This window comes from Streptomyces sp. NRRL B-3229 (assembly GCF_000719505.1).
Lineage (GTDB): Bacteria > Actinomycetota > Actinomycetes > Streptomycetales > Streptomycetaceae > Streptomyces > Streptomyces griseorubiginosus.
In genome coordinates this window covers 353,210-366,352 of the sequence record NZ_JOGP01000008.1, presented here as the reverse complement: position 1 = coordinate 366,352, position 13,143 = coordinate 353,210, and the positions used below count along the sequence as shown (strand labels likewise).

Sequence of the window (13,143 nt, the reverse complement as noted above, 5' to 3'; positions counted from 1 at the left end):
TGAATCGGGGTGAGGCGGCCGGGGGACGGTTTGTAGGGTCCACCCATGGCTCGCAATGTGGTGATCAGTGGTGGCGGTACGGGGATCGGGCTCGCGGCGGCGCAGGTGTTCGCCGCGGAAGGGGACCGGGTGCTGCTGCTCGGGCGGCGCGCCGAGGTGCTGGAGCAGGCCGGGGTGCCGGGGGCGTTGACGTACGCCGCCGATCTCGCCGACGTCGACGCGGTGCGCGGGGTCGTCGGGTTCGTGGAGCGGGAGCTGGGGGCCGTGGACGTGCTGATCCACAGTGCCGGGGGGAACGGGCAGCTGGAACCGGCCCTGGAGGGCGGGGACGCGCTCGACGCCGTCGCGCACGACTGGACCGTGAACTTCCGGCTCAATCTGCTGACCGCGGTGTTGCTCACCGAAGGGCTGAAGGAGCGGCTCGCCTCGCCGGGCGGACGGGTGCTGTTCGTCAGCTCCATCGCCGCGTACCGGGGGTCCGGGAGCGGGGCGTACGGGGCGGCGAAGGCGGGGTTGCATCCGTACGCGCACGATCTGGCGCGGGAGTTGGGGCCGCGGGGGATCACGGCGAACGTGGTGGCGCCGGGGTATGTCGAGGACACGGAGTTCTTCGGGGCGGCGATCGATCCCGCTCGGCGGGAGCGGCTGGTCGGTGACACGGCCACCGGGCGGGCCGGGACGCCGGGGGATGTCGCCGCCACGCTGCATTGGCTGGCGTCAGTGGGGGCTGGGCATGTGACTTCTCAGGTTGTGCAGGTCAATGGGGGTGCGGAGAGGGGGCATTGACCGGTCGGTGGGCGGGTGCGGGTTCGTGGTGGCTGGTCGCGCCCGCGCGGCGGAGCCGCAAATCGATACAGCCCCGCGCCCCTGAGCGGGTGCAGGGAACCTGCGCCACCATGAACCGCCAAGTCAGCCGCGGCCCGTTCGTGGGAGCTCGTGGGCGTGGCGGGACGAGTCGCCGTCCCTCCCGTTGCCGTTGCCGTTGACCCGGTGGAACCCCGGGGCCAGTGTCGCGTCCGCCGTGTTGACCCTGGGGAGGGCGTACGGGTGGTGGTCGGTGAGCCAGCGGAGCATCTGTTCGCGGACCGTGACCCGGACCGTCCAGATGTCGTCGGCGTCCTTGGCGGTCACCAGGGCCCGTACCTGCATGGTGTTGGGGGTGGTGTCGGTGACGGCCAGGCCGTAGTCGCGGCCGTCCCAGGCCGGGCACTCGCGCAGGATGTCCCGCAGCCGCTCGCGCATCAGCTCCACCGGGGCCGTGTGGTCGACGTGCCAGTAGACGATGCCGGTCATCTGCGGGGTGCCGCGCGACCAGTTCTCGAACGGCTTCGAGGTGAAGTACGACACCGGCATGGTGATCCGGCGCTCGTCCCAGGTGCGGACCGTCAGAAAGGTCAGGGTGATCTCCTCGACGGTGCCCCACTCGCCGTCCACCACGACGGTGTCGCCTATGCGCACCATGTCGCCGAAGGCGATCTGGAGCCCGGCGAACATGTTGCTGAGCGTGGACTGGGCGGCCACACCGGCGACGATGCCGAGGATTCCGGCGGAGGCCAGCAGCGAGGCGCCGGCCGCGCGCATCGCGGGGAACGTGAGCAGCATCGCTGCCACTGCCACCACGCCCACCGTCGCGGCGACCACCCGCATGATCAGCGTGACCTGGGTGCGCACCCGGCGGACCCGGGCGGCGTCGTGGTGGGCGCGCGCATAGCGGCTGTAGGTCGTCTCCACGACGGCGGCGGCGATCCGGATCACCAGCCAGGCGGTCGCCCCGATGAGGATCAGGGTCAGCGTCTGCCCGATGCCGGCGTTGTGCCGTTGCAGCGGCCGCACCTGGTCGTACGACCCTCTCAGCATGGCCGCGCAGAGCACGAGCATGTAGGGGATGCGGCCACGGCGCAGCAGACCCCACAACGGGGTCTCGCTGTGCCGGTTGTCGGCCTTGCGCAGCAGTCGGTCGGTGGCCCAGCCGATCAGCAGGGTGAGCAGCACGGAGCCGCCGACCACGATCAGTGGGCGGAGTACGTTCTCCATGACCCCGAACCTAACCGGCCCGGCGGGGGCATGAACATGTGACTTCTGCCGCGAAGTGGGTAGGGCCCCGGCCCCGCTCGCCGCCCGTGAGAAACGGCACTGTCGGTCCCGGCTGGCACCATGGCCTCATGAACATCATGCTCTTTCACTCGACCTACGGACTCAGGCCCGCCGTCCGCCAGGCCGCCGACCGGCTGCGGGAGGCCGGGCACGAGGTGTGGACGCCGGACCTCTTCGAGGGGCGCACGTTCGACACGGTCGAGGAGGGCATGGCCTTCAACGAGGAGATCGGCAAGGACGAACTGCTCAAGCGGGCCGTCCTGGCGGCCGCCCCCTACTCCGAGCGCGGCCTCGTCTACGCCGGGTTCTCGCTCGGCGCCTCCATCGCGCAGACCCTCGCCCTCGGCGACGAGCGGGCCCGCGGCCTGCTGCTCCTGCACGGCACCTCGGACATCGCGCCGAACGCGACCGCGGACGAACTGCCGGTCCAGCTGCACGTGGCCGAGCCGGACCCGTTCGAGACCGACGATTGGCTGAGCGCCTGGTACCTCCAGATGGGCCGCACCGGCGCCGACGTCGAGGTCTACCGATACGCCGGGGCCGGCCACCTCTACACCGACCCCGGCCTGCCGGACTACGACGAGGAGGCCGCCGAGGCCACCTGGCGGGTGGCCCTCGGCTTCCTCGACAGCCTCTGAGCGGGTTCCAAAGGTTCCATGGGCTCCAAGGTTCTGGAGGCTCTAGACGGGGCTGTACGTCCGCTCGACCTTCTGCGTGCCGGTCCGCGTGCGGTACGAACGCGCCCAGGACGAGGTCGCGTTCGCCTTCGTCTTGTCGGACAGCACGTAGTAGTCCATCTGCGCCCGGTCGGCGGTGATGTCCAGGACGCCGTACCCGTGGCGGTCGGTGTCGACCCAGTGGACGTGCCGGTTGGCGAGCTGGATGACCGGCGCGGCGAGCGCGGTGACCGTGCCCTCGGGGACCTTCAGGAGGTCGTCGAGGTTGTCGGAGGTCACCGAGGTCACCACGAACTCCGTGGCGGCCGAGGCCGACAGCGGGTAGGTCCCGGCGTCCACGGGCACGTCGTTGGCCCACGCCATGTGGATGTCGCCGGTCAGGAAGACGGTGTTGCGGATGGCGTTGGAACGCAGGTGGGCCAGCAGTTCGCGGCGGTCGTCGGTGTAGCCGTCCCACTGGTCGGTGTTGAGGGCGAGGCCCTCCTTCGGCAGACCGAGCAGTTCGGCGAGCGGCTTCAGCAGGTCGGCGGAGAGCGAGCCGATCGCGAACGGCGAGATCATCACGGAGTTGCCGACCAGCCGCCAGGTGGTGTCGCTCGACTTCAGGCCGGCCTTCAGCCAGTCGAGCTGGGCGCGCCCGGTGATCGTACGGTCCGGGTCGTCGACCGAGCCGTTGCCCACGGCGGCCTGCTGGGAGCGGAAGGACCGCAGGTCGAGCAGGGAGAGGTCGGCGAGTTTGCCGAAGCGCAGCCGGCGGTAGGTGGTGCCGGCGAGCGCGGGGCGGACCGGCATCCACTCGAAGTAGGCCTGCTTGGCGGCGGCCTGACGGGCAGTCCAGGCGCCCTCCGCGCCCTCGGTGTGGTTCTCGGCGCCGCCCGACCAGGCGTCGTTGGCGAACTCGTGGTCGTCCCAGATCGCGACGACGGGGGCGACCGCGTGCAGGGTCTGGAGGTCAGGGTCCGTCTTGTACTTGCCGTGCCGGATCCGGTAGTCGGCGAGGGTGAGGATCTCGTGGGTCGGCGCGTGCTGCCGTACGACGGTGTCGCGGGTGCCGTAGTCGCCGGTGCCGTACTCGTAGATGTAGTCGCCCAGGTGCAGCCAGGCGTCCAGGTCGCCGCGGGCCGCGAGATGGCGGTACGAGGAGAAGTAGCCGGCCTCCCAGTTGGCGCAGGAGACGACGCCGAAACGGAGGTTGGTGACCGGGGCGTCCGCCGCCGGCGCGGTGCGGGTGCGCGCCGCCGGGGAGTCGGTGCCGCCGGCCGAGAAGCGGAACCAGTAGTCGGTCGCGGGGGCGAGACCGCGCACGTCCGCCTTGACGGTGTGGTCGGAGGCGGCGGTCGCGGTCACCGAACCCTTGGCGACGACGTTCGTGAAGGCCTTGTCCTTCGCCACCGTCCAGGCGACCTCGGTGTCGGGGCCGAGCCCGGAGCCGGGGACCGCCTCGGCGGTCGGGGTCACCCGGGTCCACAGCAGGATGCCGTCCGGGAGCGGGTCGCCGGAGGCGACGCCGTGCAGGAAGGCCGGGGCCTCGGCGGCGCGGGCCGGTATCGCGGCGGCGAGCGGGGCTGCCAGGACAGCGGTCGCCGCCGCGGCCTTGACGACCGTACGGCGGCGAGGGGACAGGGAGTTGCTGTCGGCTGTTCTCTGTCTACTAGTCACGGCCGATCAGGTTACTGATCGGTATGAACGAGAGCGGGCGAACTCGTTAAAGTCCGCCCGCTCTTTTCCCGAAGTGTGCGGGACTCAGCCCTTCAGCGCCGCGGCGAGCGCGGTGTTGAAGTCGGCCACCGTCATCGGCGCGCTCTTGCCGTCGGGACCGGTCAGCGTCTTGCCGTCCATCTTCAGGGTCGGCGTGCCGCTCACGCCGTCCTTGTTGAACTTGTCGGACATGTCCAGGGCCCACTTGTCGTAGGTGCCGTTCTTCACGGCGTCCTGGAAGGTCTTGTTGTCCTTCAGCTCCGGGACGGTCTGCGCGATCTTGATCAGGTAGGAGTCGTCCTTGAACTTGTCCGGGCCGCTCTCCTCCGGGTGCCACTTCGTGGAGTACATCGCGGTCTTGTACTTCAGGAACGCGTCGGTGCTGACGTTCAGCGCGGCGCCGAGGGCGCTGAGGCCGTTCTTGGAGCCCTCGCCGCCGAGGTTGCCGTCGAGGAAGGTGGCGCCGACGTACTGGATCTTGAACTTGCCGTCCTCGACGTCCTTGTCGACGGTCGAGCCGACGGTCTGCTCGAACTGCGCGCAGACGGGGCAGCGCGGGTCCTCGTACATGACCAGGGTCTTCTTGGCGGTGCTCTTGCCGATGACGACCGTGGTGCCGTTGGTGCCCGTGGAGTTGGCCGGCTTGACGAGCTTGTCGTCCTTGGCCGCCTCCCAGTAGCCGGGCTTGTTGCCCTGGACGACCGCGTAGCTGATGCCGCCGGCTATCGCCAGGACGCCGACTATGGAGCCGATGACGATGAGCTGACGCTTCATCTTGTCGCGCTTGGCCTGGCGCTCGCGCTCCTGCCGCAGCCGCTCGCGGGCGGCGGTCTTCGCCTGCTGGCTGTTCCGCTTGCTCATGGTGGTGTTCTCCATCAAGGGGACGCGCACACGTCGTGTGCGGGGATACGTGGGTCGGGACTGGTGGTGCTCAGGTGCTGCGGGAGCGGTGAGGCTCAGACGGCAGCGACCGAGCACGGCGGTCCACGCCGTCCCAGGGAGTGCGCGAGGATCTCGTCGAGCGCGACGGCCGTACGGCGGCCGGGACGCGCCGGGCGGGCCGGCTCCGGCGCCGAGCGCACGGTCAGCGCGGCGGCCGCGAGGAGCAGCGGCCGGAAGGTGGTGGCGGCCACGGCCCGCAGCAGCTGGGCCAGGGCCCGCTCGCCGCGGCGCAGCCAGGCGGCCGCGAGGAGGCCGACCGAGACGTGGGCGCCGAGCAGCAGCCACGCGGTCTGCGGATCGGCGTGGGCCAGCAGGCCGCCGAGCCGGTCGGTGTCGGTGCCGGTCATCCGGGCCAGCGGCGATCCGACGCTGGTGCCGTCGCCGCAGAACACGTCCCAGCCCACCGAGCGCAGCGGACCGGCGACCGGGCCGCCGGCGGCGCCGTAACAGACGTGCTGGCCGGTGGTGAAGACGGTGTCGGCGGCGAGCTCCAGCGGGATCAGCACGGCGGCGATCCGCCCGAAGCCGCGCTCCCCGCCGGCCAGCAGGTAGGCGAGCGCGAACACGGCGACGCCGACCGCCGCCACCGTGTTCAACGGCAGGGGAGCCCGGGACAGCAGCACGTGCGACGTGGTGCTGAGCGTCACGACGAGCGCCGTGAACAGCGCCGCGCGGAGCGCTCGTAGCTGGGTCCCGGATATGTCCATAGCGTGGAGAGTGTGTCACGCGGGCCTGTAAGGCACCCCTAAAGGGTCCCTGTGCGCGGCCCTATCGTTATCGACGACGATGGTATGGCCCCGGTCACAGGCCGGGGATGCGGCCGTTGCGGAACAGGTCCACGAAGGTCTGGTGGTCGGCACGCGCGCGTGCGCCGTAGCTGTGCGCGAAGTCGACCAGGAGCTCCGCGAAGCCGTCCTCGTCGGCGGCGATCGCCGCGTCGATGGCCCGCTCCGTGGAGAAGGGCACCAGGGACTCGCCGGACTGGTCGTCCGCCGCGCCGTGCATGGTGGCGGTCGCCCGGCCGAGGTCGGCGACGACGGCCGCGATCTCCTCCGGGTCGTCGATGTCGCTCCAGTCCAGATCCACGGCGTACGGCGAGATCTCGGCGACCAGCTGGCCCGCGCCGCCCAGCTCGGTCCAGCCCAGCCACGGGTCGGCGTGCTGCTGGAGAGCGCGCTGGGAGATCACCGTGCGGTGGCCCTCGTGCTGGAAGTAGCCACGGATCTCCGGGTCGGTGATGTGCCGGGAGACGGCCGGGGTCTGGGCCTGCTTGATGTAGATGACGACGTCGTTCTCCAGGGCGTCGGTGTGCCCCTCCAGGAGGATGTTGTACGACGGCAGCCCGGCCGAGCCGATCCCGATGCCCCGGCGGCCGACGACGTCCTTGACGCGGTAGGAGTCCGGGCGGTCCAGGCTGGCCTCCGGCAGGGTCTCCAGATAGCCGTCGAACGCGGCCAGCACCTTGTAGCGGGTGGCCGCGTCCAGCTCGACCGAGCCGCCGCCCTCCGTGAAGCGGCGCTCGAAGTCGCGGATCTCCGTCATCGACTCCAGCAGTCCGAACCGGGTCAGCGCGCGGGCCTCGCGCAGCGCGCCCAGCAGCGGGCCCTCGGCGGTGTCCAGCGTGAACGGCGGCACCTCGTCGCTCTTGGCGCCGGTGGCGAGCGCGTGGATCCGCTCGCGGTACGCGGCCGCGTACACCCGCACCAGCTCGCTGATCTGGTCGTCGCCGAGCGCCTTGGCGTACCCGATCAGTGCCACGGAGGCGGCGAAGCGCTTGAGGTCCCAGGTGAAGGGGCCGACATAGGCCTCGTCGAAGTCGTTGACGTTGAAGATCAGCCGGCCGTTGGCGTCCATGTACGTGCCGAAGTTCTCCGCGTGCAGGTCGCCGTGGATCCACACGCGCGAGGTGCGCTCGTCCAGGTACGGGCCGCCCCGCTTCTCGGCGTCCAGGTCGTGGTAGAAGAGGCACGCCGTGCCGCGGTAGAACGCGAACGCCGAGGCCGCCATCTTGCGGAACTTCACGCGGAACGCTGCCGGGTCGGCGGCCAGGAGCTCGCCGAAGGCGGTGTCGAAGACGGCGAGGATCTCCTCGCCGCGGTGCTCGTCGTTGAGCTGCGGTACCGACATCGCGGAATGCCTCCTGGTGCATGTGTACGACAGCGTTTCTGTCGTCTGTCCAACGGGCGGGCCCGGGGGAAAGTGCCCGCGACCCTCGTTGTGAAGGTACGCGGGGCGGCCCCTTGAGTGTCAGTGCCGAGGCATAGACTTCCGAGCTGTTCCCGGAACTGTCCGCCCGCCAGTCGCCGAGTGTTTTCCATGGAGGCCACGCCGTGTCAAAGCCGCCGTTCACGCACCTGCACGTCCACACCCAGTACTCCCTGCTGGACGGTGCCGCGCGGCTCAAGGACATGTTCAACGCGTGCAACGAGATGGGCATGACCCACATCGCCATGTCCGACCACGGCAACCTCCACGGGGCGTACGACTTCTTCCACACCGCGAAGAAGGCCGGGGTCACCCCGATCATCGGGATCGAGGCGTACGTCGCCCCCGAGTCCCGGCGCAACAAGCGCAAGATCCAGTGGGGCCAGCCGCACCAGAAGCGGGACGACGTCTCCGGTTCGGGCGGTTACACCCACAAGACGATGTGGGCCGTGAACAAGACCGGCCTGCACAACCTCTTCAAGCTCTCCTCCGACGCGTACGCCGAGGGCTGGCTCCAGAAGTGGCCCCGGATGGACAAGGAGACGATCTCCCAGTGGTCCGAGGGGATCGTCGCCTCCACCGGCTGCCCCTCCGGCGAGCTCCAGACCCGGCTCCGGCTCGGCCAGTACGACGAGGCCCTGAAGGCGGCCGCCGACTACCAGGACATCTTCGGCAAGGACCGGTACTTCCTGGAGCTGATGGACCACGGCATCGAGATCGAGCACCGGGTCCGCGACGGCCTCCTGGAGATCGGCAAGAAGCTCGGCATCCCCCCGCTGGTCACCAACGACTCGCACTACACGTACGCGCACGAGGCGACCGCCCACGACGCCCTGCTGTGCATCCAGACCGGCAAGAACCTCTCCGACCCGGACCGCTTCAAGTTCGACGGCACCGGCTACTACCTGAAGTCCACGGAGGAGATGTACGCCGTCGACTCCTCGGACGCCTGGCAGGAGGGCTGCGCCAACACCCTCCTGGTCGCCGAGATGGTCGACACCACCGGCATGTTCGAGGCCAAGAACCTCATGCCGAAGTTCGACATCCCCGACGGCTACACCGAGGTCACCTGGTTCAAGGAGGAGGTCCGCCGGGGCATGGAGCGCCGCTTCCCCGGCGGCATCCCCGAGGACCGCCAGAAGCAGGCCGACTACGAGATGGACGTCATCATCCAGATGGGGTTCCCCGGCTACTTCCTCGTGGTCGCCGACTTCATCATGTGGGCCAAGAACAACGGCATCGCGGTCGGACCCGGCCGAGGCTCCGCGGCCGGCTCGATCGTCGCCTACGCCATGGGCATCACCGACCTCGACCCGATCCCGCACGGCCTGATCTTCGAGCGGTTCCTCAACCCCGAGCGCGTCTCCATGCCCGATGTCGACATCGACTTCGACGAGCGTCGGCGCGTCGAGGTGATCCGGTACGTGACGGAGAAGTACGGCGCCGACAAGGTCGCCATGATCGGCACCTACGGCAAGATCAAGGCCAAGAACGCGATCAAGGACTCCGCGCGCGTGCTGGGCTACCCGTACGCGATGGGCGACCGGCTCACCAAGGCCATGCCCGCCGACGTCCTCGGCAAGGGCATCGACCTCGACGGCATCACCAACCCCTCGCACCCGCGCTACAACGAGGCCGGCGAGATCCGCGGGATGTACGAGAACGAACCGGACGTGAAGAAGGTCATCGACACCGCCAAGGGCGTCGAGGGCCTGGTCCGGCAGATGGGCGTGCACGCGGCCGGCGTGATCATGTCCAGCGAGCCCATCGTGGACCACGCCCCGATCTGGGTGCGGCACACCGACGGCGTGACCATCACGCAGTGGGACTACCCGCAGTGCGAGTCGCTCGGCCTGCTGAAGATGGACTTCCTGGGCCTGCGCAACCTCACGATCATGGACGACGCCATCAAGATGGTGAAGGCCAACAAGGGCATCGACCTGGAGATGCTCGCCCTGCCGCTGGACGACCCCAAGACCTTCGAACTGCTCTGCCGCGGCGACACCCTCGGCGTCTTCCAGTTCGACGGCGGCCCCATGCGCTCGCTGCTCCGCCAGATGCAGCCCGACAACTTCGAGGACATCTCCGCCGTCTCGGCCCTCTACCGGCCCGGCCCGATGGGCATGAACTCGCACATCAACTACGCGGAGCGCAAGAACGGCCGCCAGGAGATCACCCCGATCCACAAGGAGCTGGAGGAGCCGCTCGAGGAGGTCCTCGCGGTCACCTACGGCCTGATCGTCTACCAGGAGCAGGTCCAGAAGGCCGCCCAGATCATCGCCGGGTACTCGCTCGGCGAGGCCGACATCCTGCGCCGCGTGATGGGCAAGAAGAAGCCCGACGAACTCGCGAAGAACTTCACCATCTTCCAGGCCGGCGCCCAGAAGAACGGCTACAGCGACGAGGCCATCCAGGCCCTGTGGGACGTCCTGGTCCCCTTCGCCGGCTACGCCTTCAACAAGGCCCACTCCGCCGCGTACGGACTGGTCTCCTACTGGACCGCCTACCTCAAGGCCAACTACCCGGCCGAGTACATGGCCGCGCTGCTCACCTCGGTCAAGGACGACAAGGACAAGTCGGCCGTCTACCTCAACGAGTGCCGGCGCATGAAGATCAAGGTGCTCCCGCCGAACGTCAACGAGTCCGAGCACAACTTCGCCGCCCAGGGCGACGACGTGATCCTCTTCGGCCTCGAAGCGGTGCGCAACGTCGGCACCAACGTGGTCGAGTCGATCATCCGCAGCCGCAAGGCCAAGGGGAAGTACGCCTCCTTCCCCGACTACCTCGACAAGGTCGAGGCGGTGGCCTGCAACAAGCGCACCACCGAGTCGCTGATCAAGGCGGGCGCGTTCGACACCATGGGGCACACCCGCAAGGGCCTCACCGCGCACTTCGACACCATGATCGACAACGTGGTCGCGGTCAAGCGCAAGGAGGCCGAGGGCCAGTTCGACCTCTTCGGCGGAATGGGCGAGGCGGACAACAGCGAGCCCGGCTTCGGACTCGACGTGGAGTTCACCACCGACGAGTGGGACAAGACCTATCTGCTCGCCCAGGAGCGGGAGATGCTCGGTCTCTACGTCTCCGACCACCCGCTCTTCGGTCTGGAGCACGTGCTCTCCGACAAGGCCGACGCGGGCATCGCCCAGCTCACCGGCGGTGAGCACGCGGACGGCGCGGTCGTCACCATCGGCGGCATCATCTCGGGCCTCCAGCGCAAGATGACCAAGCAGGGCAACGCCTGGGCCATCGCCACCGTCGAGGACCTCGCCGGGTCCATCGAGTGCATGTTCTTCCCGGCGACCTACCAGCTGGTGTCGACCCAACTCGTCGAGGACGCCGTGGTGTTCGTCAAGGGCCGCCTCGACAAGCGGGAGGACGTGCCCCGTCTGGTCGCCATGGAGCTCCAGGTCCCCGACCTGTCCAACGCGGGCACCAACGCGCCGGTGATCCTCACCATCCCGGCCCTGAAGGTCACCCCGCCGATGGTCAGCAGGCTCGGGGAGATCCTCAGCCACCACAAGGGCGAGAGCGAGGTCCGCATCAGGCTCCAGGGGCCCAGCAAGACGACGGTCCTGCGGCTGGACAAGCATCGCGTCAAGCCGGATCCGGCGCTGTTCGGCGATCTGAAGGTGCTGCTGGGCCCGGCCTGCCTGGCGGGCTGAGGCGGGTTGAGAGAGTGTGCGAAGGGGCGCACCCGGATCGGGTGCGCCCCTTCGTGTACCTGGGCCTCAAGGGCCCTCGTGCCCAGGGCCTCAACGGCCCTTGACGTACCCGGGTCTCAACAACCCTTTATGCACATGTCAGTTGTGGCCGAAGCTTTTCTGCCGACCCTTGCGGGCGACATCGCCGGGAGTGACCTGCGTGGCGTGCTGCTCGGACTGCGGCTCCATCGCGGAGTGCTGCGGTGCCTGCGGGCCACGCTCGGACTGCGGCTGCTTGCGGTTCTGCTTCTTGTTCTTGGCCATGGGGATCTGCCTCCTGAGGGGGATCTAGGGGCCAGGGCCGGGACCAGATTCACATAGGCTGGCAAGAGGCGCATTTCGGATAATTACCGTGTGTGACAGGGAATGTCGCGCGGCGATGCCCCGAAACGCCACGCCGAAGATCGAGTTCGGGCCGTTAACCCCCGTGCGGTCGGGCAGACTCGAAGCAAGCCCGAAGCAAACCTCCCGGAAAGAGGGTGGAAAGCGTGGACCGCTGCATCGTCCTGGTGGACGCCGGGTATCTGCTGGGGGCCGCCGCCAGTCTCCTTGCCGGGGAGCCCTCCCGTTCCCGCATCACCGTCGACCACGCCGCCCTGGTCCAAGGGCTGCGCGACCGGGCCGAGTCCGACACGGAACGGCCCCTGCTGCGCATCTACTGGTTCGACGGCGCCCCCGACCGCGTCCCGCAGCCCGAGCACCGCAGGCTGCGTGTGATGCCCCGGGTCACCGTCCGGCTCGGCGCCCTGACCCGCAGCGACGGACGCTGGGCCCAGAAGGGCGTGGACGCCGCCATGCACGCCGAACTCACCGAACTGGCCCGCAACCGCGCCTGCTCCGACGTCGTCCTCGTCACCGGCGACGGGGACCTGCTGCCGGGCATGATGGCGGCCAAGGAGCACGGCGTCGCCGTACACCTGTGGGCCGTGCAGGCCGCCGACGGGGACTACAACCAGTCGGAGGACCTGGTCGCCGAGGCGGACGAACGGCGGGTGCTCGACCGTACGTGGATCACCAAGGCCGTCCGCGCGAAGGACCTCGGCGGGGTGTGCGCGCCGCCGCCCGTGCCGCGCCCCGAGATCGCCGCGATCCTCTCCGCGCCGCTGCCCGAGTCCGCGCTCTCCCGGGCGCCCGAGCGGACCGAGGAGGAGACCGAGCACGCCCCGGCGGGCGCCCCCTCGGAGAACGGCACGCAGGAGAGGGTGCCGGCGCCCAAGGGGGTGCCCACCCCCAAGGACCTCGCCGCGCTGCGGGCCCCCGGCACCCAGCCCGCCCAGCACCCCGCGAGCGCGACGCTGCGCTGGTCCTCCGACAAGGGCTGGGTGGACCGGCCCGGAGCCGCCGCCGAGCCGCCCGAGGTGGCGTCCATGCCGACCCTCGCCCAGCTCACCTCCGCCGAACAGCGGTGGGCCGACCGGGAGGAGGACATCACCACGGTCGGCGGGGACCCCTTCGAGGTCGGGCAGGTCTTCGCCCGGCGGTGGATGGAGCGGCTGGGCGACCAGGCGCACCTCCAGCGGCTGTCCGGGATGTACCCGCGGGTGCCGCACCGGATCGACGGCGAGCTGCTCCGCTACGCGGCCCGGTTCGGGCTGCTCGCGCACAAGGACGACCAGATCGACGAGCACGACCGTTACGCCATCCGGGCCGGGTTCTGGCGGGAGATCGACGCCCGGACGGCCGCGGAACACGCCTCCGCCGGTGAGTGAGTTTTGCGGTGTATTTCGGTATGAGGGGCGCCCCGGGAACGGCGGAGCGCTCCCGACCCCGTAGTCTCGTCCCTTGTGAGTACGCGCGCTGCCCCGGCACTTCGACACCGTGGT

Annotated in this window: 10 protein-coding genes; 4 read left to right on the top strand and 6 right to left on the bottom strand. The window is 69.6% G+C overall.

Annotated elements, in window-relative coordinates; all coding sequences use genetic code 11:
* The first annotated feature begins 45 nt into the window (after nt 1-45).
* The gene (locus tag IF54_RS0115940; protein WP_030318959.1) at nt 46-786 is read left to right on the top strand and encodes an SDR family NAD(P)-dependent oxidoreductase; all 741 of its coding nucleotides are present in this window, start codon (nt 46-48) and stop codon (nt 784-786) included.
* Between the two features lie 123 nt (nt 787-909).
* Here IF54_RS0115940 and IF54_RS0115935 read toward each other — a convergent pair whose 3' ends face one another.
* Nucleotides 910-2,034, bottom strand: a complete 1,125-nt coding sequence (locus IF54_RS0115935; protein WP_030318956.1) for a mechanosensitive ion channel family protein — start codon at nt 2,032-2,034, stop codon at nt 910-912.
* Between the two features lie 128 nt (nt 2,035-2,162).
* On the opposite strand from IF54_RS0115935, the gene IF54_RS0115930 reads away from it, so the two are divergent.
* Entirely contained in the window at nt 2,163-2,732 is a 570-nt protein-coding gene (locus IF54_RS0115930) for a dienelactone hydrolase family protein (RefSeq protein ID WP_030318953.1), read from the top strand.
* 42 nt (nt 2,733-2,774) lie between these two features.
* On the opposite strand, the gene IF54_RS0115925 is transcribed toward IF54_RS0115930, so the two are convergent.
* The 4 genes from IF54_RS0115925 to IF54_RS0115910 all read right to left on the bottom strand — a co-directional run bounded on the left by IF54_RS0115925 (nt 2,775) and on the right by IF54_RS0115910 (nt 7,538).
* Complete coding sequence (locus tag IF54_RS0115925; RefSeq protein WP_030318951.1) at nt 2,775-4,430, bottom strand: alkaline phosphatase D family protein; 1,656 nt, start codon at nt 4,428-4,430, stop codon at nt 2,775-2,777.
* A gap of 84 nt (nt 4,431-4,514) precedes the next feature.
* On the bottom strand, nt 4,515-5,330 hold the full coding sequence (locus tag IF54_RS0115920; protein WP_030318949.1) for a thioredoxin domain-containing protein: 816 nt from the start codon (nt 5,328-5,330) through the stop codon (nt 4,515-4,517).
* Between the two features lie 95 nt (nt 5,331-5,425).
* A complete protein-coding gene (locus IF54_RS0115915; protein ID WP_030318948.1) occupies nt 5,426-6,118 on the bottom strand; it encodes a hypothetical protein in 693 nt (230 codons plus the stop codon).
* A gap of 94 nt (nt 6,119-6,212) precedes the next feature.
* Nucleotides 6,213-7,538 carry a DUF2252 domain-containing protein gene (locus IF54_RS0115910; RefSeq protein WP_030318947.1) on the bottom strand — a complete coding sequence of 442 codons (1,326 nt, stop codon included), beginning with the start codon at nt 7,536-7,538 and terminating at the stop codon, nt 6,213-6,215.
* A 203-nt stretch (nt 7,539-7,741) separates the two neighbouring features.
* On the opposite strand from IF54_RS0115910, the gene dnaE reads away from it, so the two are divergent.
* On the top strand, nt 7,742-11,281 hold the full coding sequence (gene dnaE, locus IF54_RS0115905) for a DNA polymerase III subunit alpha (protein ID WP_030318945.1): 3,540 nt from the start codon (nt 7,742-7,744) through the stop codon (nt 11,279-11,281).
* A 138-nt stretch (nt 11,282-11,419) separates the two neighbouring features.
* Here the strand turns inward: dnaE and IF54_RS43010 are convergent, their stop codons facing one another.
* Nucleotides 11,420-11,584: a hypothetical protein gene (locus IF54_RS43010; protein WP_162952126.1), complete on the bottom strand. Its 165-nt coding sequence runs from the start codon at nt 11,582-11,584 to the stop codon at nt 11,420-11,422.
* Between the two features lie 224 nt (nt 11,585-11,808).
* Between IF54_RS43010 and IF54_RS0115895 the strand changes: the two genes are divergently transcribed.
* A complete protein-coding gene (locus tag IF54_RS0115895) occupies nt 11,809-13,029 on the top strand; it encodes an NYN domain-containing protein (protein ID WP_030318942.1) in 1,221 nt (406 codons plus the stop codon).
* The last annotated feature ends 114 nt before the right edge of the window (nt 13,030-13,143 follow it).

What these genes read in the sequence shown, in the direction of transcription:
- IF54_RS0115940 (WP_030318959.1), top strand. Translation starts at nt 46, where the DNA reads ATGGCTCGCAATGTGGTGATCAGTGGTGGCGGTACGGGGATCGGGCTC.
- IF54_RS0115935 (WP_030318956.1), bottom strand. Translation starts at nt 2,034, where the DNA reads ATGGAGAACGTACTCCGCCCACTGATCGTGGTCGGCGGCTCCGTGCTG.
- IF54_RS0115930 (WP_030318953.1), top strand. Translation starts at nt 2,163, where the DNA reads ATGAACATCATGCTCTTTCACTCGACCTACGGACTCAGGCCCGCCGTC.
- IF54_RS0115920 (WP_030318949.1), bottom strand. Translation starts at nt 5,330, where the DNA reads ATGAGCAAGCGGAACAGCCAGCAGGCGAAGACCGCCGCCCGCGAGCGG.
- IF54_RS0115915 (WP_030318948.1), bottom strand. Translation starts at nt 6,118, where the DNA reads ATGGACATATCCGGGACCCAGCTACGAGCGCTCCGCGCGGCGCTGTTC.
- IF54_RS0115910 (WP_030318947.1), bottom strand. Translation starts at nt 7,538, where the DNA reads ATGTCGGTACCGCAGCTCAACGACGAGCACCGCGGCGAGGAGATCCTC.
- IF54_RS43010 (WP_162952126.1), bottom strand. Translation starts at nt 11,584, where the DNA reads ATGGCCAAGAACAAGAAGCAGAACCGCAAGCAGCCGCAGTCCGAGCGT.